Source organism: Streptomyces sp. DH41, assembly GCF_029813785.1.
Taxonomy (GTDB): domain Bacteria; phylum Actinomycetota; class Actinomycetes; order Streptomycetales; family Streptomycetaceae; genus Streptomyces.
Genome location: NZ_JARVKY010000004.1, coordinates 421082 through 443381 on the forward strand (window position 1 = coordinate 421082; position 22300 = coordinate 443381).

Below are 22300 nucleotides of genomic sequence, written 5' to 3' on the forward strand. Positions count from 1 at the left end.
CGTTTGAACGCTTTATTTTCTTCTGATCGATCTATTGACCGTTTGTGTCAGGGCGATCAGGATTCCCGTGTCCCGAACAGTCGGGTCCGCACCACGCGGACCCGCAGGAGCCGCGGGAGGCGCCATGCCCGGACGACCCAGCCGCCGGTCCGTGCTCGCCGCGATGGCCGCCGTACCCCTGACAGGAGCCGTGAGCGCCTGCAGCGGGGGGAACGGCGCATCGTCGGCCCGCACGGGCACCACCACACGCGTCACCTTCTGGTCCGCCCTGCGCGGCAGCCAGGAAGTGGTCGACGCGTTCAACCGCACGCACCGCACCGTCCAGGTGGAGTTCCAGCAGATCCCCTCCGGCGGACAGGGCGGCTACGCCAAGCTCAGCAACGCCGCGCGGGCCGGCAACGCGCCCGACGTCGCCACGCTCGAATACCCGCAGGTTCCGGGATTCGCCATCGACGGAGTCGCCCGCGACATCACCGACCTGCTGAGTGACGATCTGCGCCGCAAGCTGCTGCCGCAGGCGCTCGGCCTGACCACCTTCGAACGCCGGGTGTTCGCCGTCCCGCTGGACGTCGAGCCCATGGTGATGCACTACCGCGCCGATCTGTTCGACCACTACGGCCTCGAACCCGCGCGCACCTGGGACGAGTTCGCCGAGCAGGCGGCGACCGTGCGCCGCGAGGCGCCCGACCGGCGGCTGGTGCTGTTCCCCACCGACGGGATGACGCAGTTCGCCGCGTACGCCTGGCAGGCGGGCGCCCGGTGGTTCGACACCTCGCGCGGCGCCTGGAACGTCTCCCTCGCCGACGCGCCCTCCCGGCGGGTCGCGGACTACTGGCAGGGACTCATCGACCGGGACGACGTCTTCGTGAACGCCGTCGAGAGCAGGCAGTCCGACGCGCAGATCGGCAACGGCCTGGTCCTCACCAGGCTGAGCGGCGCCTGGGACGCCGGCGCGCAGATGAACGCGCGGCCCGGGCAGAAGGGCCAGTGGCGGATCGCGCCGCTGCCGCAGTGGGACACCGGCGGTCCGTCGGCCGGCACGCACGGCGGCTCCACGTTCGCCGTCACCGAGGACAGCCGTCACCCCGAGGCCGCGATGGAGTTCATCGAGTGGCAGGTCTCCCACCCGGACGCCCTGCGCGCCCGTCTCTCCAGCGGCACCAGCAGCCAGTACCCGGCCGCCCCCGGCCTGGTCTCCGTGGGCCGCGACGCCTTCGACCGGTCGTACTACGGCGGGCAGGACATCTACACCCTGTTCGAGCAGGAGGCCGAGCGGATCGGTGAGCAGTGGCTGTGGGGTCCGCGGATGAGCGCCACCCAGAAGGTCATGCAGGACTCCTTCGCCCGGGTCGGCGCCGGCCAGGGCTCGCTCGTCGAGTCGCTGCGCACCGCGCAGGAGGGCACCATGCCCGACCTCAAGGCCCTCGGCCTGTCCACCACCCAGCACAGCACCTGAGCCGACGAAAGGCAGGTGACACCCCCATGACCACGACCACCCAGCCACGGGTGCCGGCCGGCGCCTCCCGCGCCACCGCCCCGGCGCCCTCCGCGTCCGGACTACGCGCCCGCAGAGCCGCGAAGCGCCGGCAACTGACCGCCGCCGGCGTCCTGATGACGCCGTTCTTCGCCCTGCTGATCACCGTCTTCCTGATCCCCGTCGGCACGGCCGTCTACCTCAGCTTCTTCAGCGACGACCAGCCCGGCCTCGGTTTCGGCCCCGAGCGCACGATCTTCGTCGGGCTCCGCTCCTACGCGGCGGTGCTCACCGACCCGACCTTCCTCGGCGGACTCGGCACGGTCGCGCTGTACTGCCTGATCTACATCCCCCTGATGGTCGTCGGCGCGCTCGCCCTCGCCCTGCTGCTGGACTCCGGCGTGGTCCGGCTGCGCGCCTTCGCCCAGCTCGCGCTGTTCCTTCCGCACGCGGTGCCCGGCATCATCGCGGCACTGATCTGGCTGTACCTGTACACGCCCGGCATCAGCCCGGTCATCGAGCTGTTCGCGCAGGGCGACATCACGATCGACTTCCTGGGCGTGCACACGGTCGTCCCGTCCATCGTGAACATCGCCGTGTGGAGCAACCTCGGCTACAACATGGTGGTCTTCTACGCCGCCCTGCAAGCCGTGCCCCGCGAGGTGATCGAGGCGTCCGTCGTCGACGGCGCCGGGCCGGTGCGCACGGCGCTCCAGGTGAAGACGCCGCTGGTGCGGGCCTCGATCGTCATGGTCGCCATCTTCACCCTGATCTGGGCGCTCCAGCTCTTCACGGAGCCGATGCTGCTCAACCAGTCCTCCCCCATGGTCAGCTCCCGTTTCTCGCCGAGCATGTACATCTACGACGCGGCCTTCACCCGCAACAACTACAGCCTCGCGGCGGCGGCCTCGGTGGTCCTGCTGGTGTGCACCATCGCCCTGTCCTACGGCGTCACCCGCTTCACCAGCCGCGCCGACTCCGAGGAGGCCCGATGAGCGCCACCGACAGCTCCCTGCTCCGCCCGAGACTGCTGGGCCGGGCCACGGTCAACGCGGTCGTCGCGATCTCCGTCCTCTACACGCTGCTCCCCGTGCTGTGGCTGGTGCTCGCCGCCACGAAGACCCGGGACGCGCTGTTCAGCAGCGACCTGCTGTCCCTGGGCGACTTCTCCTTCGGCCAGAACCTCACCGACCTGTTCGCCATGGACGGCGGACTGTACGGCCGCTGGTACGTCAACAGCCTGCTGTACGCCGTGCTGGGCGCCGCGGTCGGCGCGCTGGTGAGCGTCGCCTGCGGCTACGCCTTCGACAAGTACCGCTTCCGGCACAAGGAGAAGCTGTTCGGCCTGGTCCTCGCGGCGGTCATGGTGCCGCAGACGGTCCTCGCGCTGCCGCTGTACCTGATGGCCTCCGAGGCCGGCCTGGTCAACACCTTCTGGGCGGTGTTCATCCCGGTGCTGTTCAACCCGTTCGGCGTCTACCTCGGCCGCATCTTCGCGCGGGGCTACGTGCCCGACGAGGTGCTGGAGGCGGCGCGGGTGGACGGGGCGGGCGAGCTGACCACGTACGTCCGGGTGGCGCTCAGGATGCTCGGCCCCGGTCTGATCACCGTCTTCCTCTTCCAGCTGACCGCGATCTGGAACAACTTCTTCCTGCCCATGGTGATGCTGTCCGACCAGGACCTGTATCCCGTCAGCCTCGGCCTGTACCAGTGGAACAGCGCGGCGTCCGTCTCGCCGGAGTACTACCCCGTGGTGATCATGGGTTCGCTGCTCGCCGTACTGCCGCTGATCCTCGCCTTCGTCCTGCTCCAGCGCTTCTGGCGGAGCGGGCTGACCGCCGGAGCCGTCAAGTGACACCGCACGCCCCCGACCGTGGTCCCCGGCCCCGTGCCGCCGTGGCCATGTCCCCGGACGCCGCCTCGGCCGTCCTCGACCCGCAGTCGCTCGGCGCGTTCCGCCGGGTCTGCGATCTCGCCCCGCTCCCGGTGCTGGACGACCTGTCCACGCCACGGGCCAGGTCCGTGCTGGCCGACGTCGACCTGCTGATCACCGGCTGGGGCTGTCCGCCGCTGGACGCGGACGTGCTCCGGGCGGCGCCGCGGCTGCGGGCCGTGGTGCACACCGCGGGCAGTGTGCGCGGTCATGTCACCGACGCCTGCTGGGCGCGGGGCGTCGAGGTCTCCTCGGCCGCCGCGGCCAACGCGCTGCCGGTGGCCGAGTACACGCTCGGCATGATCCTGCTCACCGGCAAGCGGGTGCTGGAGCGGGCCCGCGACTTCCGGGCGTCCCGGACGCGCGGCAACTGGCTGCACACCTCGCGCGGCGTCGGCAACTACCGCCGCACGGTGGGCATCCTGTCGGCGTCGCTGATCGGCCGCCGGGTCGTCGAGCTGCTGCGGCCGCACGACATCGACGTCCTGCTGCACGACCCGTACGTCAGTGACGCGGAGGCCGCCGAACTCGGCGTCGAAAGCGTCGAGTTGCCGGAGCTGTTCAGCCGCAGCGACACCGTCAGCGTGCACACCCCGCTGCTGCCCACGACACGCGGGCTGGTGAGCCGTGCCCTGATCGACGCCATGCCGGCGGACGCGGTGCTGATCAACACCTCCCGCGGGGCGGTCGTCGAGCAGGAGGCGCTCACCGACGCGGTCCGGGCGGGCCGGATCCGGGCGGTCCTGGATGTCACCGACCCCGAGGCGCTGCCGTCGGACCACCCGCTGTGGGACTGCGAGAACGCGCTGATCACCCCGCACCTCGCCGGCTCCGAGGGCAACGAGTGGCGCCGCCTGGCCGACCACGCCCTCGCCGAGACGACCCGCTGGGCGTCCGGTGCCGGCTTCCTCCATCCCGTACGACGCGAAAGGCTGGCGTTCCTGGCATGAGCATCCCGTTCGAACTGCCCACCGAGGACCGTACGTCGAGCCCGTACACCGGTTACACCCGGGCCCACTGGGAAGCCGTGGCGGACGGACTCCTGTGGGCCGCGTGGCGCTGGGGCACCCCGGGCTGCGCCCTGCTCGACCTGCCGGGGCGCCCCTCGCGCTCGGGCGTGCGCTCCGACGGTCTGGAGGGGTTCGCCCGGACGTTCCTCGCGGCGGCCTTCCGCGTCGCCGGCGCGGACGGCGCGGATCCGCACGGCTGGCTGGACCGCTACGCGCGCGGCCTGGCCTCGGGCACCCTTTCGCCGGGCCGCGACGACACCGAGTCCTGGCCGCTGATCCTCGACCACGACGTGCAGGGCCAGCCCATGGTCGAGTCGGCGTCGGTCGCCCTCGGGCTGCGGCTGACCGCGCCCTGGCTGTGGAAGCACCTGGACCCGGGTGTCCAGGACCGGGTGGAGGAGTGGCTGCGCGGGGCGCTCAGGCACGTGCCCGCGCCGAACAACTGGTACCTCTTCCCGTACACGGTCGCCGGGTTCCTGGAGTCGGTCGGCCGCGGGGACGCGGAGACCGACGCGGCCCGTGGGCGGGCGCTGGAGCTCATGGAGGGCTGGTACCGGGGCGAGGGCTGGTACGCCGACGGCGACGGACGCGCCTTCGACCACTACAACGGCTGGGCGCTGCACCTGTACCCGGTGCTCGACGCCCACCTCGGCGGCGACACCGGGCAGGCCGCCCGGTACGGCGACCGGCTGCGCGCGCACCTCGAAGGTTTCGCGCTGATGTTCGGCGCGGACGGGGCGCCGCTGCACTACGGCCGTTCACTGTCGTACCGGTTCGCCGCCAGTGCCGCCGTGGGTCTGGGCGCGGTCACCGGGCACACGCCGCTGACGCCGGGCGCCTCGCGGCGGCTGGCGAGCGGCAGTCTGCGCTACTTCATGGAACGCGGCGCGCTGACCGACGACGGATTGCTGAGCCTGGGCTGGCACGGCCCGCACGAGGCCACCCTCCAGCCCTACTCCGGCCCCGCCTCCCCCTACTGGGCGTCGAAGGCGTTCGTGTCGCTCCTCGCCCCCGCCGGCCATCCGCTGTGGACGGCCACGGAGGAGGCGGCGCCGGTGGAGGAGGCCGACCGGGTGCTGGCGCTGACCGCGCCCGGGCTGCTGGTACAGGCGACGCGCGGCGACGGGATCGTGCGGCTGCACAACCACGGCAGCGATCATGTCCGGCCGCACGAGGGCGAGTCGGCCGCGGAGGACGACCCGCACTACGGGCGGCAGGCCTACTCCACCCGGACCGGTCCCACGGCGTCCGTGAACGTCGCCGACAATCACCTGTCGGTGGAGGTCGGCGGCCGGCACAGTGTGCGGCGTCGCGTCCACCCGCTCGGCGCGGGGCAGGGCGACGGCTGGGGCTGGGCGGCGTCCTGGCACCGGCCCGTCTTCGCCGGCGGGCCTCCGATGGTGCCGGGGCTGCGGGTGGAGAGCGTGACGGTGGCGCGGGGGGCGTACGAGCTGCGGGTGCACCGGGTGGTCGGAGCACCGGCCAACTCACGCCTCACCCACACCGGGTGGGCCATCGGCCCCGACGACCCCCTGGTCTCGGCGCTGCACGGCCTGCACGGCTGGCTCCCCGGGCCCCGGACGGTCCGCGCCCCGCAGGGCACCGCCTTCACGCCGTGGGCCGAGCTGCCCCGGCTGTCCGGCGACGCCGGCGGGACCACCCTGCACGTCTGCCTGGCCGCGCTCACCGGTGAGCCGGGCCCCGGCCCGCTCGCGGAGGCGGTGACGGAGGTCGTGGCCGGTGGCGCCGGCGTCGAGGTGGTCTGGGCGGACGGCGGTGGACGCACCCGGGTCTCGTTCGAACCGGTGGGGGTGACGCACGAGATGACTCCCGAGGTGACGCACGAGGCGGGCTGAGGCACCGCGGCTCACGTCACGGCCTTTGAGGGCCCCGACCGGTACACGCCCGGTCGGGGCCCTCTCCCGTAGGCCCCGTACGTCCTCATCCGTGCGCACGCCTCCGGTGGCGCGCCGTCCCCGGTCCGGTGACGCTGGTACGGCACCGGTTCGAGCACCGGTGAGAAGGAGCTCCCGCCATGCGCAAGTCGTCATGGGCCGTGATCGCGGCCCTGACTCTGCCGGTACTGTGCGCCGCCGCGGCGGAGGCCGCCGTTCCCCGTGCCACGCACCTTCCGGGGGACGTGACGGCTACCGAGTGCGGCCGGGGCGGCGCAGTGATCGTCATCTCGGCGGACGGGGAGGGGACGGACTCCTTCACGGCATGCGGCCAGGGCAGTGCCCACGACGGGGAGACCATCACCTGAGCCGGCCGCCTCGGTTCCCTCGCGACCATGCCTTGAGTGCCGCTCGCTGGGTACGCGGTCACGGCCCATCACGGCAGTCGGTACTCGAACACGACCGGCCGCGTGCAGCGGCCCGCCCAGAACGGAGAGAAGGCTGATGAGCGAGGCCAACCCCCTCAAGCGGGTAGCCCACAAGGTGACCGAGAGCCTGCAGGGCGACGGTGGCGGACCGGCGGACGGGATTCCCGGCAAGCCCGGTCCCGAGACGCCCTCCGTCGCGGAGCCCACCGAGCCCCGCGAGCCGCTGCCGCCGAAGCCGGACCAGAGCGGCCCGGACACCGTGTCGCCGACCGGTCAGCCCACGGGGGCCGACCAGGCACGGGTGGCGCAGTCCGGCAGCTACCTGACGAACGCTCAGGGCACCCGGCTGTACGACACGGACCACTCGCTGAAGGCCGGGCCGCGCGGGCCCGTGCTGCTGCAGGACCATCACCTGCGCGAGAAGGTCATGCACTTCGACCACGAGCGCATCCCGGAGCGCGTGGTGCACGCCCGGGGCGCGGGGGCGCACGGGGTCTTCCAGAGCTACGGCACGGCGGCCTCCGTGACCAAGGCCGGGTTCCTCGCGGCGGACGTGGAGACGCCTGTGTTCACGCGGTTCTCCACGGTGGTCGGCTCGCGGGGGTCGTCGGACACGGTGCGGGACACCCGCGGTTTCGCGACGAAGTTCTACACCAGTGAGGGCGTCTTCGACCTGGTCGGCAACAACATCCCGGTCTTCTTCATCCAGGACGCCATCAAGTTCCCGGACGTCGTGCACGCCGCGAAGCCGCACCCGGACCGGGAGATCCCGCAGGCGCAGAGCGCGCACGACACCTTCTGGGACTTCGTGTCGCTGCACACCGAGGCGACCCACCACACCATCTTCTTCATGGGCGACCGCGGCATCCCGCGCTCCTACCGGATGATGGAGGGCTTCGGAGTCCACACCTTCCGGCTGGTGAACGCCGCGGGCGAGACCACTCTGGTGAAGTTCCACTGGAAGCCCAAGCTGGGCGTGCACTCCCTGGTGTGGGACGAGGCCCAGATGATCAACGGCATCGACCCGGACTTCCACCGCCGGGACCTCGCCGACGCGATCGAGGCGGGCGCGTACCCGCAGTGGGAGCTGGGCATCCAGACCTTCCCCGACAACCCGGAGCAGACCTTCGAGGGCATCGACCTGCTGGACCCGACGAACATCGTCCCGGAGGAGCTGGCGCCGGTGCAGCCGGTCGGGCTGCTGACCCTGAACCGGAACCCGTCGAACTTCTTCGCCGAGACCGAGCAGATCGCCTTCCACGTCGGCCACCTCGTCCCGGGCATCGACGTCACCGACGACCCGCTGCTCGCGGGGCGGCTGTTCTCGTACCTGGACACGCAGATCACGCGTCTGGGCGGTCCCAACTTCCCGCAGCTGCCCATCAACCGCCCCCAGGCGCCGGTCAACGACATGCTGCGCGACGGCATGCACCAGACGGCCGTGCACCGGGGCGTGGCGCCCTACCGGCCCAACTCCCTCGACGGTGGCTGCCCGTTCACCGCCGGGGCGGACATGAGTGCCTTCGTGGAGGCGCCGGTCCGGGTTCCGGAGGCGACCAAGGTGCGTCAGGCGCCGGAGTCGTTCGCGGACCACTTCAGCCAGCCCCGCCGCTTCTGGCTGAGCATGAGCCCGGTGGAGCGCGAGCACATCATCGGGGCCTACACCTTCGAGCTGGGCAAGTGCTACGAACAGCCCATCAGGGAACGGACACTTCAGGTCCTGGCCAACATCGACCCGGAGCTGTGCGCGGGCGTCGCCGAGGGTCTCGGCCTGCCCGCCCCGCAGCCGACGGTGCCGCTGGCCGACGTAGAGCCCAGCCCGGCGCTGTCCCAGGTCGGCGGGACCTGGCCCCTGGACGGCCGGGTCGTCGGCATCGTCACCGGCGGCGCGGACCTGGAGGGCGTGACGGCCGTACGGGAGGCGGTGCTGAACGCCGGGATGGTGCCGCTGGTCGTGGCGCCGACCGGCGGCACCATCGGCGCGGGCGACGCGGCGCTGACCGTCCAGCGCAGCTATGTCACCGCACGGTCCGTCGAGTTCGACGCCGTCCTGGTGGCGGGGACGCCCGACATGGGCGGCGACGCCTACACTCCGCGGGACTACAAGGCCACTCCGCCGCCCGCGCGGCCGGGGACGATCGACCCGCGGGTGAGCCTGCTGGTGTCGGAGGCGTACCGGCACGGCAAGGCGATCGGCGTGTGGGCGGGCGGCGAGGCCGCGCTCGACGCGTCGGGTGTGCCCGCCGACGCCGCCGGCGTGGTCGTCGCGGCGTCCGGCACCGCGGCCCTGGAGCAGCTCACGGAGCTGATGGGCGCCCACCGCGTGTGGGAACGCTTCACCACGCCCCGCGGCTGATCCGCGTACCCGCCGGGCCGGTCACCGATGTCGGTGGCCGGCCCGGCGGCGCGTTCAGCACAGGACGTTCAGCGCGCCGGGGAGCACTCTCGCCGTGACGGGGACGACGGCCTCGACCTCGCCGTCGGCGCCGTAGGGTATCGCCCGGTCGGCCTCGATGCGGACCTCCCGGCCGCGCAGGACACGCACCTGCGGCCTGCGGACGTGGGCGCCCGAGCCGAGTTCGTTCATGAGGGCGAAGAACAGCCGCCGCGGCGCGTCGTGGATCATCACGACCTCCAGCAGGCCGTCGTCCACCCGGGCGGAGGGCGCGATGAGACGGTTGGACCCGTAGTAGCCGGAGTTGGCGGCCACGGCGGTGTAGCCGGCGAACGCGTGCTCCTCGCCGTCGACGGTGACGCGGTAGCGCGTCGCGCGCCAGGTGGTGATCGCGCGCAGCGCGCCGGCGTAGTAGGAGGCCGTGCCGCGCAGCAGGCGCGCCTGGTTGGCGTGGTGGTTGGCGAGCGCGTCGACCCCGGCGTAGACGCTGCCGAGCACGACGGTGCGGTCGTGGACGGCCGAGGTGACCTCGATGGTGTCTACGGGGCGCGGCACGCCCCGCAGCAGCACCTCGGCGAGGGCGGCGGGCTCGGTGGGCAGCTCCAGGGCGCGGGCGAAGTCGTTGCCGCGGCCCGCCGGGACGAGGCCGAGGAGGGCCCCGGTGCCGCTGAGGGCGCCGCCGATCCCGCCGGCCATCCCGTCGCCGCCGACGGCGAGCACCACCCGGCCCCGTTCCCCGGCCCGCCGGGCGAGCTCCCGGGCGTGCGCGAGGCTGCGGCTGTACTCGGTCTCCAGCTCGGCCCCCGCCTCCCGCAGCAGCCGGGCCACCCCGAGCAGCGCGGCGGCCGAGGTGGCGCCGCCCGCGGTGGGGTTGACGACGGCGGTGAACTGTCGCATCGATGTGCCTCCGGGCTGACGGGTGGTGCCGGACTGTTGTCTCACGGGGTCGGGGCGAGCCGCTGTGCGGGGTCAGTCCTCGGGCAGGAGGACGCCCGGGCTGAGCAGTCCGGCGGGGTCCAGGGTCCGCTTGACGGCGCGCAGGGCCTCGACGCCGAGGGGGCCCGCCTCCCGGACGTACCAGTCGCGGTGGTCGGTGCCGACGCCGTGGTGGTGGGTGATGGTGCCGCCCGCGGCGAGGATCGCCTCGTTGGCGGCGTGCTTGGCCCGGGTCCAGTGCGCCAGGGCGTCGACGCCCTGGGCGGAGACGACGGTGAAGTACAGGGAGGCGCCGTTCTCGTAGACGTGCGAGATGTGGCACATGACCAGCGGCGGGGTGCCGGCCTCGGTGAGCGTGCCGGTGAGCGCGTCGCGGACGGCGGCGTACAGCGCGGGGAGGCGGGACCAGTAGGCCGCCGTCTCCAGGGTCTCCGCGAGCGCCCCGGCGTCCAGCAGGGAGTCGCGCAGGTACGGCGCGGAGTAGCGGCCGTGGGCCCAGCGCTCCCCCGGTTCCTCCCCGGCGAAGGTGCCGCCGCCCTCGCGCAGTACGGCGGCGGCGCCGTCGCGTCGGTGGGCGGTGTCCTCCTCGGTGCCCTCGAAGCCGACGACGGCCAGGCATCCGGCGTCCTGCCGGTCGAGGGAGGCGCCGATGGCGTCGGGCTGGGCGAGGCCGATCAGCGTCTCCGTCTCGTCGGAGAGCCGCAGCACCGTCGGACGCGGGCCGTCCTGGGCGAGGCGGCGCAGGGCCGCGGCGCCCTCGTCGAAGGAGGCGAAGCGCCAGCCCTCGTAGCGGCGGACCTCCGGCACGGGCCTCACTCGCACGGTGACGGAGGTGATGACACCGAAGGCGCCCTCGGAGCCCAGTACGAGCTGGCGCAGGTCGGGGCCGGCCGCCGAGCGCGGGGCTCGGCCGGTGTCGAGGGTGCCCTCGGGGGTGGCGAGGGTGAGGCCGAGGACCATCTCGTCGAAGCGGCCGTAGCCGGCGGAGGCCTGTCCGCTGGAGCGGGTCGCGGCGAAGCCGCCGATGGTGGCCCACTCGTAGGACTGGGGGAAGTGCCCGAGGGTGTAGCCGTGTTCGGCGAGGAGCGCCTCGGCCTCGGGGGCGCGCAGGCCCGGTTGCAGCGTGGCCGTGCGGGAGACCTCGTCGAGGTCGAGCAGACGGTTCATGCGGCGCGGGTCGAGGGCGACGAAGGTGCCGTCACGGCCGGGGGCGAGGCCGCCGACGACGGAGGTGCCGCCGCCGAACGGGACGAGGGCCAGACCGTGCCCGGCGCAGGCCTCCAGTACGGCGAGCACCTCGTCGTGGCTGTCCGGCAGGACGACGGCGGCCGGGGTGCCGGCGGTGTCGCCGGTCCGCATCCGCAGCAGGTCGGGGGTGGACTTGCCGCGGGTGTGGCGTATGCGGGTCTCCGCGTCCGTGCGCACGCCGTCCGCGCGGTCGCCGACGGCGGCCTCCAGCGCGCGGCGGGCGGCCTCGTCCAGCGGCGAGGCGGGTACGTCGATCTCCGCCAGCGGGACGGGGGCGGCGTCGCGGGGCTTGACGCCGAGCAGTTCGCGCAGCAGCCCGGTCACCGTGTCGGGCAGCGGAGTCGCACGGGCCGGGTCGCCCCAGCCGTTCCAGAGCATGTCCATCGCCTGTCGTCCTCACGGTCGGTTCGGGGAGGTGCCTTCGGGACGCCGCCGGGATGCGGTCCGCGCGGCCCCACTGGCGTTACACTGTTACACATGACGCCTAATCGTCACAACAACTCGGGCCGACCGAACACCTCGGACAACGACGCGCTGCTGGACGCCGTACGCGACTGCGTCATGGCGGTCGGAGTCCGCCGTACGACGATGACCGACGTCGCCCGCCGCGCCGGCGTCTCCCGGATGACGCTGTACCGGCGCTATCCGGACGTGCGGTCCCTGGTCGGCGACCTGATGACCCGGGAGTGGATCGCGGTGGCCGCCGGAGCCATCCCCGAGCCCCGGCCGGGTCTGGGGACCCGCCCGCGCGTCGTCGAGGGACTCGTGACCGGGGTCGAGGCGTTCCGCGCCCACCCGCTCTTCCGCAAGATCGTCGACGTCGACCCCGAGCTGCTCCTGCCCTACGTCCTCGACCGGCGCGGGGCGAGCCAGGAGGCCCTGCTGGGGCTGCTGGCCGACGCGCTCGGCGAGGGCCACGCCGACGGGACGGTACGCCCGGCCCACACCGGGCGGCAGGCACGCTCCGTGCTGCTGATCGTCCAGTCCTTCGCGCTGTCGCTGCGGACCATGACCGACGAGGACGACGCCGAGCTGACCCCCGCGGCCTTCCTCGCGGAGCTGCGCACCATTTTGGAGAGGACCCTCACGCCATGAGCCCCACCAGCAGCACCCCCGCCGCCGGGGCCTCCCTGTCCGCCGGGCGGCGCTCGCGCGAGCTGACCGACGCCGTCGGCGGCCCCGTCGTGGACGTCCTGGTCGTCGGTCTCGGCGCCACCGGTGCCGGCGCGGCCCTGGACGCCGCGGCCCGCGGTCTGAGCGTCGTCGCCGTGGACGCCCACGACCTGGCCTTCGGCACCTCACGCTGGAGTTCCAAGCTCATCCACGGCGGCCTGCGCTACCTCGCCTCCGCCCAGCTCGACGTCGCCCACGAGAGCGCGGTGGAGCGCGGTGTGCTGATGGAGCGCACCGCGCCCCACCTGGTGCGCGCCCAGCCGTTCGTGCTGCCGCTGACGCCCATGGTCTCCCGTGGGCAGACCGCGCTGGCCTGGGCCGGGTTCCGGGCCGGGGACACCCTGCGGCTGGCGGCGCGCACGGCCCGGGCCACGCTGCCCGCGCCGCGCCGGCTGTCCGCCGTGGAGACCCGCCACCTGGCGCCGGCGCTGCGCTCCGACCGGCTGCGCGGCGGACTGCTGTCCTGGGACGGCCGGCTCACCGACGACGCCCGGCTGGTGACCGCGCTGGCCCGGACCGCCGCCGCGCGCGGCGCCCGGATCCTGACGCGGGTGAGGGCCCTGGAGCTCACCTCGTCCGGCGCCCGGATACGCGACGAGCTCACCGGGGAGGAGGGCGTGATCCGTGCCCGCGCGGTGATCAACGCCTCCGGTGTGTGGGCCGGCGACCTGGTCGACGGCATCCGGGTCCGGCCCTCCCGCGGCACCCACCTGGTCCTGCGCGCCGACCGGCTCGGCCCGCTGCCCGCGGGACTGCACGTGCCGATCCCCGGCGAGACCAACCGCTTCGTGCTCGTCCTGCCCCAGGACGACGGCCGCGTCTACGTCGGACTGACCGACGAGCCCGTCGAGGGCGAGATCCCGGACGTGCCCGAGGTGCCCGAGACCGACGTCGGTTTCCTGCTCGACGTGCTCGGTTCCGTGCTGGACGTGCCGGTCCACCGCGAGGACGTGGTGGGCGCCTTCGCGGGCCTGCGCCCCCTGCTGGACACCACGTCCGCGGACCGGCCCGGTGGCGGGGCCCGCACGGCGGACGTCTCACGCAGGCACGCCGTGCTGACCTCGTCCCAGGGCGTGATCACCGTGGTCGGGGGGAAGCTCACCACCTACCGGCGCATGGCCGAGGACGCCGTGGACGCCGCCGTCGCCGCCCGCCGCCTCGGCGCCGGACCGTCGTCCACCGCCGCGCTGCCACTGGTCGGCGCCGCCGCACCGCACACCCTGGCCGCGCTTCGGGCACCGCGCCGCCTGGTGCGGCACTACGGCACCGAGGCGCCCGCCGTGCAGGCACTCGCCGACCGGGATCCCCGGCTGGGCGAGCGCGTCCTGCCGCACCACCCCGTCACGGGGGCCGAGCTGCTCTGGGCGCTGCGCCACGAAGGCGCCCTCGACGAGGCCGACCTCCTGGACCGCCGCACCCGTATCGGGCTGGTCCCCGAGGACCGGGCGGCGGCGCTGGAGGCCGTACGCGGTCTCGTCGGCGAGGTCGCGGCCCGGCGGGGCTGAGAGCCGGCCCGGTCCGGTTCCTCGCTCCCGCCGGGGACAGGTCAGGCGCCCTGTCCGCCGTCCTGGACGGCCTTGCGAACCTTCGCCTCCATCTTGTGCCGGGACTGACCCCCCTCCTTGACGTACTCCGTCATCGCGGTCTGCGCGTCCCGGTCCAGGTCGCGCCAGGCCCGTACGGCGGTCTCGTAGGTGTGCGACTGCCGCGGGGTCCACTGATGCTGCGTGGGAGGCCCGTACGAGTCCCGCAGCTCCTGGACCCGGTGCTGTGCCAGGTCCGCCGCGCGACGCTTGTGCACGAGCTCTTCGAATGTGTGAGCCACCACATCTCGACCGTAGTCACAGGAGCGGCGTCGCGCGCGTCGAGCCCCGCTCGGCCGGTCCGTGCGGGCCCGGTCCGCACAAGTGGCCCACACGGGCCCCGGAGAGCCTTAGCATCGAGCCACCAGTGACGGCCGGGCATATGCGAGAAGCGAGGCGAGCGTGGCGGACATCGAGGGAGCGGCAGTACCGGAGCGGCTGCTGATCACCCGTACCACCACGGGCGACGGCGTCGGCATCGTCATTCTCGCGGGAGAGGTCGATCTCGACGGCAGCAGTCAGCTCCACGACGTCCTGCTGTCCTGCGTGCAGACGGCACCGGGCACGGTGGTCGACTTCGGCGAGGTGGCCTTCCTGGACTCCAGCGGCATAAACGTGCTGATCTCCGCGCACCGGGCAGCCGAGTCCCGCGGCGTCTGGCTCCGGCTCGCCGCGCCGCAGCACGCCGTCGAGCGCGTGCTGCGACTCGTGGGCGTGGACGCCCTCATCGCCTGCTACCCGACCGTCGAGCGGGCCCTGACCGGCTGAGGAGGGTCAGCGCAGCGGGAGGCGCGCGTACACCGTCTTTCCCGTCGCGCGGGGCTTGGTGATGACCTCGTCGCACAGCCGCGTCACGATCTCCAGACCGTGCCGGCCGACCCGCAGCGGGTCGCGGGGCAGGAAGGTGGGGAAGCCGTCGCCCGTGTCCGACACCGCGATCTCCACGCCGTCGTCCAGCAGCGTCAGTTCCAGGCGGCAGGGGCCGGGCGCGTGGCGGAGCGCGTTCGTCACCAGTTCGCTGGCGACCAGGCGGGCGGCGTCCAGGAAGGTGTCGGCCAGGTCCACGCCCCGCTCGCCGAGTCGCGCGACGAAGCCGTGCACGACGTCCCGGGAGGCCGGGATCATCGCCGATCCGCCCCTGAACTCCACCGCCGTGGACACGACCGAGGCGTCCGCGGCATCGGGTCTGTGCGCCGGAGTCATACAGAGCCTCACCGTCCGGTCCGGGGCCGAGTAGCCGAGTGGGGGGAAGCGCTGGCCCCCGGTCCTTCACGATACGCATCACGGTGGCTTTCACGATCTCTTTGCCCCAACTTCCGCCGGACGCGCCGTTTTTCGGACAGGCGCGGGCCGAGTGCGCCGGAAAGGGCACCGTCCCGGTCGGTGACGGGCACGGCCGGTACGCGCGAGGCGGCGCACGCGTACCGGACCGCCCCGGACGTGCGTGGGCTTCGGGGCGGCCCGGGGCGCGGGACGGTCAGGAGGCGGTGCGTCCTTTGACGGTGGGTGCGGTGTCGCTGCCGTTCTTCGTCACGGGTGAACCCGGACGGACGCACCGGGGAACCCGGCCTGCCCGGCCCGGCTCCGGCCTCGATGACGGGATCACCGCCCCGCCGCCCGTGACGACGACGCGGGCCCGGGCCGGGCGGGCCACTTCGTCACCGGGGGTGCCCCTCGCCTCCTGGGGCGCGGCAGTGTAGACATGGGCACATGGTCCGACTGATGGGTCGATCGGGAGAGCGGTCACCCCGTCGTCCCAGCGGCCCGCTCGCCCGGCACCTGCGAGACGCGGACCGGTCACGGCGGGGGACGGGCGAGGGAGGGCGGCGGCGCGCCGCCGCGGTGCGCTCCGCGCTGTCCGGGCGCAGTGTCGCCGGCCAGGTCTTCGCCATGAACGTGATCATCGTGCTGCTGCTCGTGGTGGCCGCGGCGGTCGCGCTGGTGCTCCAGGTACGGCGCGACAGCACGGTCGAGGCCCGCAACCGGTCCGTCGCCGTGGCCGCGACGTTCGCCGACTCCCCCGGCATCCGCGAGGCGCTGCGCGCCCCCGACCCCACGGCGGTGCTCCAGCCCCGGGCCGAGGCGGTGCGCCGGGCGACCGGCGTGGACTTCGTCGTCGTCATGAACACCGACGGCGTCCGCTACACCCACCCCAAGCCCGACCGCATCGGCAAGGAGTTCGTCGGGAACATCGCCCCCGCGCTGGCCGGGGAGACGGTGACCGAGGAGGTCGAGGGGACCATCGGACCGCTGGTCCAGGCCGTCGTGCCCGTCGAAGCGCCCGACGGCAGGGTCGTGGGGCTGGTCTCGGCCGGCATCACGACGGAGAACGTGGGCGGCGCCGCCGAACGCCAGCTGCCGCTGGTACTGATCGTGGCGGGCGTCGGGCTGGTCCTGGCGACGGCGGGCACGGCGCTCGTCGGCCGACGGCTGATGCGGCAGACACACGGTCTGGGACCGCGTGAGATGACCCGGATGTACGAACACCACGACGCGGTCCTGCACAGCGTCCGGGAGGGCGTGCTCATCGTCGGCGGCCAGGGCACGCTGCTGCTCGCCAACGACGAGGCGCAGCGCCTGCTCGCCCTGCCCGCCGACGCCGAGGGGCGGCACGTCACCGACCTCGGGCTCCCGGCCGACACGGCGGAGCTGCTGGCCTCCCGAGAGGTCGCCACGGACGAGGTGCACCTGGTCAAGGACCGCTTGCTGGCGGTCAACCAGCGGCCCACCGACGTGCGGGGCGGCCCGGCCGGCAGTGTCGCCACACTCCGCGACTCCACGGAGCTGAGGGCCCTGTCCGGGCGGGCGGAGACCGCCCGGGAACGCCTGGACATCCTGTACGCCGCCGGCGTGGGCATCGGCACCAGCCTGGACGTCGCACGTACCGCCGAGGAGCTGGCGGAGCTGGCCGTGCCCCGGTTCGCGGACTACGTCAGCGTGGACCTGTTCGACACCGTGCTGGCCGGCGGCCAGCCGGGAGGCGTGACCCCACTGCGCCGCGCCGCGCTCAGCGGCATCCGCGAGGAGGTCCCGCTCTACCCGGTGGGCCGGCAGATCCGCTTCGTCGACTCCTCCCCGCAGGGCCGGTCCCTGAACACCGGCCGGCCCGTCCTGGAACCCCACCTCGGCGACGCCCACGGCTGGCAGGCGCAGGACCTCGAACGCTCCGCGCAGGTGGTGGAGTACGGCGTCCACTCACTGATCACCGCGCCGCTGCGGGCGGGCACCCTGGTGCTCGGCGTGGTCAGCTTCTGGCGTTCGGTCAAGCCCGGGCCGTTCGACGAGGACGAACTGGCCCTCGCCGAGGAACTCGTCGCGCGCGCCGCGGTCTCCATCGACAACGCGCGCCGCTACACGCGCGAACACAGCATGGCGGTGACCCTCCAGCGCAGTCTGCTGCCCCGCAGGATGCCCGAGCAGAACGCCCTGGACGTCGCGTACCGGTACCTGCCGGCGCAGGCGGGGGTCGGCGGCGACTGGTTCGACGTACTGCCGCTGTCGGGGGCCAGGGTGGCGCTCGTGGTCGGCGACGTCGTCGGCCACGGTCTGCACGCCGCCGCCACCATGGGACGGCTGCGGACGGCGGTGCACAACTTCACCTCCCTCGACCTGCCGCCCGACGAGCTGCTCGGCCTGCTGGACGAGCTGGTCGGCCGCATCGACCAGGACGAGGCGGCCGACGACGGCAGCGCCCCGGTCACCGGCGCGACCTGCCTCTACGCGATCTACGACCCGGTCTCCCGCACCTGCGTGATCGCCCGGGCGGGCCATCCGCCGCCGGCGCTGATCCGGTCCGACGGCGTCGTGGAGTTCCCCGAGGTGCCCGCCGGTCCACCGCTGGGCCTGGGCGGCCTCCCCTTCGAGACCACCGAACTGCGCCTGGCGGAGGGCAGCCGGCTCGTGCTGTACACCGACGGGCTCGTCGAGGACCGGGAGCACGACATCGACGTCGGGCTCGAACTTCTGCGCCGGGCGCTGGAGACGCCCGGCGAGTCGCCCGAGGAGACCTGCCGGGCCGTCCTGGACGCCCGGCTCCCGGACCGGCCGGGCGACGACATCGCCCTGCTCGTCGCCCGCACCCGCGCGCTCGGTCCCGACCGGGTCGCCGAGTGGCAGGTGCCGAACGACCCGGCGGCGGTCGGTGAGGTGCGCTCCCAGGTCACCCGGCGGCTGACCGAGTGGGGGCTGGACGAGCTGGCGTTCACGACGGAACTGATCCTCAGCGAGCTGGTCACCAACGCGATCCGGTACGGCGGCGAGACCGTCCATGTCCGGGTGCTGTACGACCGCAGCCTGATCTGCGAGGTGTTCGACAGCAGCAGCACCTCGCCCCACCTGCGCTACGCGGCCATGACGGACGAGGGCGGGCGCGGACTGTTCCTCGTCGCGCAGCTCGCCGAGCGCTGGGGCACCCGCTACACGCCGGCCGGCAAGGTCATCTGGGCGGAGCAGCCGGTGCCCTGACCGACCCGGGCGCCGGCATCGGTCCCCCACCCCCCGGGAGCGGCCCCACCGGCACGGAGCGGGCCGCGGAACCGGCCGTACGCCGGGTCCGCGGCCCGTGTGCCGCCGTGGGTCGCGGTGTCAGTGCCGGAACGTGTCCTTGCCCTTCTCCTTGGCCTGCCGGGCGTCGCCCTTGGACTGCTCGGCGCGGCCCTCGGCGGTCATCCTCTCGTTGCCGACGGCCCGGCCGGCCGCTTCCTTGGCCTTCCCCCTGGCCTGTTCCATCTTTGCCTTGGACTTCTGGTTGCCGGCCACAGTGGCTCACCTCTCGGCGTTCGCTTCCGGTGTACTGCTCCCGCGGGTCGCCCGGCGCGGCGGGCTCAAACCCCGGGACGTCCGCCGGGGTGAGCGGGCCGCAGCGGGGTAGGTGATCGGACAAGGCAGATCCGTCGTCGACTCGGAGGAACGTCATGGCCGGAGTACTGGACCGGATCAAGCGGTTCGCCCGCAGCCCGCAGGGCCGCCGGGCGACGGAGCAGGTGCGCCGGGCCGCATCGGACCCCCGCCGCCGTGCGCAGGCCCAGGAGATGCTGCGGAAGTTCGGCAAGCGCCGCTGAGCAGCGGGGCGGGCCACGCGTCGCCGGAGGACCGTCTCAGCCCTGACCCGCGTGGGTGTGGCTGTGGGACGTCTCCGGCGGGCAGCGCCGGGCGCGGTCGGAGCGGTCCCGGCGCCAGTCGAGGACCGCGACGGTCAGCGCGCACAGCATGGCGGCGACCCCGGAGCCGACCGACAGGGCCACGGCGTCGTGGTAGTCGTCGTGGGTGGCGTTCAGCGTCAGGTAGAAGAGCCCCGGCAGCGCGGCGGTTCCCACGGCGCCGCCGAGGCGCTGCCCCGTCTGCAGAGCGCCCCCGGCGGCCCCCGCCATCCGCACCGGGACGTCCCGCAGCGTCATCGTGACGTTCGGGGAGATCACACAGCCACTGCCCAGACCGCCGACCAGCAGCGCCGGGGCCGCGAACCAGGCGGCCCGGTCGGAGGGCGCGAGCCAGAGCAACAGGGCGGTCGTGCCGAGCCCCAGCATGACGGCGACGAGTCCCCAGACGGTCAGCGCCCGCCCCAGCCGGTCGACCAGCCGGCCCGCCACGGCCGCGGCGGTGGCGGAGCCCACGGCGAACGGGGTCACCGCCAGACCGGACAGGAGCGGTGAGAAACCCAGCCCGTTCTGGAAGAAGAGCGCGAACACCAGCCAGACACCGCTGAACCCGACGAAGTACAGGGCGGCGAGGCCGGCGCCGGTGGCGTAACCGCGGGTCTCGGTGAGCAGCCCGGGGTCGAGCAGCGGCTGCCCGTCGCGGCGGGCGACGCGGCGTTCCCACCGTACGAAGGCGAACAGGACGAGCAGTCCCGCCGGGAACAGCCACCACACCCGGCCCACCCCGCCGCCCTCGGCCAGGACGAGGGGCAGCATCAGCGCCAGGATTCCGGCACCGAGGAGCACCACCCCTACCGGATCCAGATGTCCCCGGCCGCCGGGGGCGATCCGGGGCAGCAGGCGGAAGCCGAGCAGCAGGGCCAGAGCGCCGATCGGGATGTTGACGTAGAAGATCCACCGCCAGCCATCGGGACCGGCCAGCGCCAGGATCAGACCGCCGACGACCGGTCCCACGGCGCTGGAGACGCCCACGGTGGCCCCGAACAGCCCGAACGCGCGCCCGCGTTCCGCGCCCCGGAACATCTGCTGGATCAGTGCCGAGTTCTGCGGCGCGATGCTGCCCGCGGCGACTCCCTGGGCGAGCCGGGCGACCACCAGCAGCTCGATGCCCGGCGCGGCCCCCGCCGCGGCGCTGAAGACCACGAAGGCGGCCAGCGCGACGAGGAAGACGCGGCGCCTGCCGAACATGTCGCCGAACCGGCCGGCCGTCACCAGGGTCAGGGCGAACGCGAGGGCGTAGCCGGACACGACCCACTGCACGGACGCCGCCGAGGCGTGCAGCCCCCGCTGCATGGAGGGCAGGGCGACGGCGACGATCGTCACGTCCAGCAGGGTCATGAATCCGGCGACGAGGGTCACCCACAGGGCCCGCCACCGGTTGGGATCCGGGTGGTCGTCCGGACGGTGCACGCGGACTCCCCTCGTGAGGTGGACGCGGGACGCGATCGTCGCGCCCCACGCCTGCGTCACCCCGGACCGGGGGTTCAAACCCGGGCCACCCGGCCACCCACCGAGGACCACAAAGCCGAACCATGAGAACCCATAAGCCGCCCTTATGCCCTCATAGACCGGACCCGCGTACCGACTTAGGCTTGCCTTAGCTTAGGCTTCCCCACGAGTCGATCTATCACCGCTCGAAGGGAACCTGAACATGCCCCGCCCTCTGCGGGTAGCCATCGTCGGATCGGGCCCGGCCGGGATCTACGCCGCCGACGCCCTGCTCAAGTCCGAGGTGGCCGCCGACCCCGGTGTGTCCATAGACATCTTCGAGCGCATGCCCGCCCCGTTCGGACTGATCCGTTACGGCGTCGCCCCCGACCACCCGCGGATCAAGGGCATCATCACGGCCCTGCACCAGGTCCTCGACAAGCCGCAGATCCGTCTCTTCGGCAACGTGGACTACGGGACCGACGTCAGCCTGGACGATCTGCGCGCCTTCTACGACGGTGTGATCTTCGCCACGGGCGCCACGGCGGACCGGGCCCTGTCCGTCCCCGGCATCGAGCTCGACGGCTCGTACGGCGCGGCCGACTTCGTGTCCTGGTACGACGGCCACCCGGACGTGCCGCGCACCTGGCCGCTGGAGGCGGAGAAGATCGCCGTCCTCGGCGTCGGCAACGTCGCCCTCGACGTGGCCCGCGTCCTGGCCAAGACGGCGGACGAGCTGCTGCCCACCGAGATCCCGCCGAACGTGCATGAAGGCCTCAAGGCCAACAAGGCGCTGGAGGTCCACGTCTTCGGCCGCCGTGGCCCGGCGCAGGCGAAGTTCAGCCCGATGGAGCTGCGGGAGCTGGACCACTCCCCCAACATCGAGGTGATCGTCGACCCCGAGGACATCGACTACGACGACGGTTCGATCGCGACCCGGCGCGGCAACAAGCAGGCCGACATGGTCGCCAAGACCCTGGAGAACTGGGCGATCCGCGACGTCGGCGACCGGCCGCACAAGCTGTTCCTGCACTTCTTCGAGTCGCCCTCCGAGATCCTCGGCGAGGACGGCAAGGTCGTCGGCCTGCGCACCGAGCGCACCGAGCTGGACGGCACCGGCAACGTCAAGGGCACGGGCGAGTTCAAGGACTGGGACGTCCAGGCGGTCTACCGGGCCGTCGGCTACCTGTCCGACCAGCTGCCCAAGCTGCCCTGGGACATCGACTCGGGCACGGTCCCGGACGAGGGCGGCCGGGTCGTCCAGGAGTCCGGCGAGCACCTGCCGTCCACGTACGTCACCGGCTGGATCCGGCGCGGCCCGGTCGGCCTGATCGGCCACACCAAGGGTGACGCCAACGAGACGGTGTCCAACCTGCTGGACGACTACGCGAACGGCAGGCTGCTCACGCCGGCCTCGCCCGCTCCGGAGGCCGTGGACGCCTTCCTCGCCGAGCGGAACGTCCGCTTCACCACCTGGGACGGCTGGTACAGGCTCGACGCCGCGGAGAAGGCGCTGGGCGAGCCGCAGGGGCGCGAGCGCGTGAAGCTCGTCGAGCGTGAGGACATGCTGCGGGAGAGCGGCGCCTGAGCCGTGCCGCGGTGACCGGGCGCGGGCCCGGCGGGGAGGTCTCCCGCCGGGCC

19 protein-coding genes are annotated in these 22300 nt (G+C 73.4%); 13 read left to right on the plus strand and 6 right to left on the minus strand.

What is annotated here, in order from left to right:
* Positions 1-124: 124 nt before the first annotated feature.
* From QC283_RS10505 to QC283_RS10535, 7 genes are all read left to right on the plus strand, one after another.
* Positions 125-1456 carry an ABC transporter substrate-binding protein gene (locus QC283_RS10505; RefSeq protein WP_279561131.1) on the plus strand — a complete coding sequence of 444 codons (1332 nt, stop codon included), beginning with the start codon at positions 125-127 and terminating at the stop codon, positions 1454-1456.
* 26 nt (positions 1457-1482) lie between these two features.
* A complete protein-coding gene (locus QC283_RS10510; protein ID WP_279561132.1) occupies positions 1483-2469 on the plus strand; it encodes a carbohydrate ABC transporter permease in 987 nt (328 codons plus the stop codon).
* Positions 2466-3329 carry a carbohydrate ABC transporter permease gene (locus QC283_RS10515; RefSeq protein WP_279561133.1) on the plus strand — a complete coding sequence of 288 codons (864 nt, stop codon included), beginning with the start codon at positions 2466-2468 and terminating at the stop codon, positions 3327-3329. The genes QC283_RS10510 and QC283_RS10515 overlap by 4 nt, the downstream gene beginning before the upstream one ends.
* A gap of 47 nt (positions 3330-3376) precedes the next feature.
* A complete protein-coding gene (locus QC283_RS10520) occupies positions 3377-4357 on the plus strand; it encodes a hydroxyacid dehydrogenase (protein ID WP_279561165.1) in 981 nt (326 codons plus the stop codon).
* Positions 4354-6273, plus strand: a complete 1920-nt coding sequence (locus QC283_RS10525; RefSeq protein ID WP_279561134.1) for a DUF2264 domain-containing protein — start codon at positions 4354-4356, stop codon at positions 6271-6273. Before QC283_RS10520 ends, QC283_RS10525 begins: the two co-directional genes overlap by 4 nt.
* 179 nt (positions 6274-6452) lie before the next feature.
* Positions 6453-6680, plus strand: coding sequence for a hypothetical protein (locus QC283_RS10530; RefSeq protein WP_279561135.1), 228 nt, complete (start codon positions 6453-6455; stop codon positions 6678-6680).
* 136 nt (positions 6681-6816) lie between these two features.
* On the plus strand, positions 6817-9096 hold the full coding sequence (locus tag QC283_RS10535) for a catalase (protein WP_279561136.1): 2280 nt from the start codon (positions 6817-6819) through the stop codon (positions 9094-9096).
* Between the two features lie 54 nt (positions 9097-9150).
* On the opposite strand, the gene QC283_RS10540 is transcribed toward QC283_RS10535, so the two are convergent.
* Positions 9151-10032 (minus strand): YegS/Rv2252/BmrU family lipid kinase, encoded by an 882-nt coding sequence (locus QC283_RS10540; RefSeq protein WP_279561137.1) that lies wholly within the window; start codon positions 10030-10032, stop codon positions 9151-9153.
* A 72-nt stretch (positions 10033-10104) separates the two neighbouring features.
* Positions 10105-11703 carry an FAD-binding oxidoreductase gene (locus QC283_RS10545; protein ID WP_279561138.1) on the minus strand — a complete coding sequence of 533 codons (1599 nt, stop codon included), beginning with the start codon at positions 11701-11703 and terminating at the stop codon, positions 10105-10107.
* 93 nt (positions 11704-11796) lie between these two features.
* On the opposite strand from QC283_RS10545, the gene QC283_RS10550 reads away from it, so the two are divergent.
* On the plus strand, positions 11797-12414 hold the full coding sequence (locus QC283_RS10550; protein WP_279561139.1) for a TetR/AcrR family transcriptional regulator: 618 nt from the start codon (positions 11797-11799) through the stop codon (positions 12412-12414).
* Positions 12411-13997 carry a glycerol-3-phosphate dehydrogenase/oxidase gene (locus QC283_RS10555; protein WP_279561140.1) on the plus strand — a complete coding sequence of 529 codons (1587 nt, stop codon included), beginning with the start codon at positions 12411-12413 and terminating at the stop codon, positions 13995-13997. Before QC283_RS10550 ends, QC283_RS10555 begins: the two co-directional genes overlap by 4 nt.
* Before the next feature lie 41 nt (positions 13998-14038).
* On the opposite strand, the gene QC283_RS10560 is transcribed toward QC283_RS10555, so the two are convergent.
* On the minus strand, positions 14039-14317 hold the full coding sequence (locus QC283_RS10560; RefSeq protein ID WP_279561166.1) for a hypothetical protein: 279 nt from the start codon (positions 14315-14317) through the stop codon (positions 14039-14041).
* Between the two features lie 160 nt (positions 14318-14477).
* Between QC283_RS10560 and QC283_RS10565 the strand changes: the two genes are divergently transcribed.
* Positions 14478-14843 (plus strand): STAS domain-containing protein, encoded by a 366-nt coding sequence (locus tag QC283_RS10565; protein ID WP_279561141.1) that lies wholly within the window; start codon positions 14478-14480, stop codon positions 14841-14843.
* A gap of 6 nt (positions 14844-14849) precedes the next feature.
* On the opposite strand, the gene QC283_RS10570 is transcribed toward QC283_RS10565, so the two are convergent.
* Entirely contained in the window at positions 14850-15278 is a 429-nt protein-coding gene (locus QC283_RS10570) for an ATP-binding protein (RefSeq protein ID WP_279561142.1), read from the minus strand.
* 519 nt (positions 15279-15797) lie between these two features.
* Between QC283_RS10570 and QC283_RS10575 the strand changes: the two genes are divergently transcribed.
* Positions 15798-18539: a SpoIIE family protein phosphatase gene (locus QC283_RS10575; protein WP_279561143.1), complete on the plus strand. Its 2742-nt coding sequence runs from the start codon at positions 15798-15800 to the stop codon at positions 18537-18539.
* A 120-nt stretch (positions 18540-18659) separates the two neighbouring features.
* On the opposite strand, the gene QC283_RS10580 is transcribed toward QC283_RS10575, so the two are convergent.
* Positions 18660-18833 carry a CsbD family protein gene (locus tag QC283_RS10580; RefSeq protein WP_279561144.1) on the minus strand — a complete coding sequence of 58 codons (174 nt, stop codon included), beginning with the start codon at positions 18831-18833 and terminating at the stop codon, positions 18660-18662.
* Positions 18834-18988: 155 nt separating this feature from the next.
* On the opposite strand from QC283_RS10580, the gene QC283_RS10585 reads away from it, so the two are divergent.
* On the plus strand, positions 18989-19135 hold the full coding sequence (locus QC283_RS10585) for a hypothetical protein (RefSeq protein WP_279561145.1): 147 nt from the start codon (positions 18989-18991) through the stop codon (positions 19133-19135).
* 36 nt (positions 19136-19171) lie between these two features.
* Here the strand turns inward: QC283_RS10585 and QC283_RS10590 are convergent, their stop codons facing one another.
* A complete protein-coding gene (locus tag QC283_RS10590) occupies positions 19172-20641 on the minus strand; it encodes an MFS transporter (protein ID WP_279561146.1) in 1470 nt (489 codons plus the stop codon).
* Positions 20642-20882: 241 nt separating this feature from the next.
* Between QC283_RS10590 and QC283_RS10595 the strand changes: the two genes are divergently transcribed.
* A complete protein-coding gene (locus QC283_RS10595; RefSeq protein ID WP_279561147.1) occupies positions 20883-22247 on the plus strand; it encodes an FAD-dependent oxidoreductase in 1365 nt (454 codons plus the stop codon).
* Positions 22248-22300 lie beyond the last annotated feature (53 nt).

Coding starts and splice junctions, on each gene's coding strand:
- QC283_RS10505 (WP_279561131.1), top strand. CDS start 125: ATGCCCGGACGACCCAGCCGCCGGTCCGTGCTCGCCGCGATGGCCGCC.
- QC283_RS10510 (WP_279561132.1), top strand. CDS start 1,483: ATGACCACGACCACCCAGCCACGGGTGCCGGCCGGCGCCTCCCGCGCC.
- QC283_RS10515 (WP_279561133.1), top strand. CDS start 2,466: ATGAGCGCCACCGACAGCTCCCTGCTCCGCCCGAGACTGCTGGGCCGG.
- QC283_RS10520 (WP_279561165.1), top strand. CDS start 3,377: ATGTCCCCGGACGCCGCCTCGGCCGTCCTCGACCCGCAGTCGCTCGGC.
- QC283_RS10525 (WP_279561134.1), top strand. CDS start 4,354: ATGAGCATCCCGTTCGAACTGCCCACCGAGGACCGTACGTCGAGCCCG.
- QC283_RS10530 (WP_279561135.1), top strand. CDS start 6,453: ATGCGCAAGTCGTCATGGGCCGTGATCGCGGCCCTGACTCTGCCGGTA.
- QC283_RS10535 (WP_279561136.1), top strand. CDS start 6,817: ATGAGCGAGGCCAACCCCCTCAAGCGGGTAGCCCACAAGGTGACCGAG.
- QC283_RS10540 (WP_279561137.1), bottom strand. CDS start 10,032: ATGCGACAGTTCACCGCCGTCGTCAACCCCACCGCGGGCGGCGCCACC.
- QC283_RS10545 (WP_279561138.1), bottom strand. CDS start 11,703: ATGGACATGCTCTGGAACGGCTGGGGCGACCCGGCCCGTGCGACTCCG.
- QC283_RS10550 (WP_279561139.1), top strand. CDS start 11,797: ATGACGCCTAATCGTCACAACAACTCGGGCCGACCGAACACCTCGGAC.
- QC283_RS10555 (WP_279561140.1), top strand. CDS start 12,411: ATGAGCCCCACCAGCAGCACCCCCGCCGCCGGGGCCTCCCTGTCCGCC.
- QC283_RS10570 (WP_279561142.1), bottom strand. CDS start 15,278: ATGACTCCGGCGCACAGACCCGATGCCGCGGACGCCTCGGTCGTGTCC.
- QC283_RS10575 (WP_279561143.1), top strand. CDS start 15,798: ATGGGTCGATCGGGAGAGCGGTCACCCCGTCGTCCCAGCGGCCCGCTC.
- QC283_RS10585 (WP_279561145.1), top strand. CDS start 18,989: ATGGCCGGAGTACTGGACCGGATCAAGCGGTTCGCCCGCAGCCCGCAG.
- QC283_RS10595 (WP_279561147.1), top strand. CDS start 20,883: ATGCCCCGCCCTCTGCGGGTAGCCATCGTCGGATCGGGCCCGGCCGGG.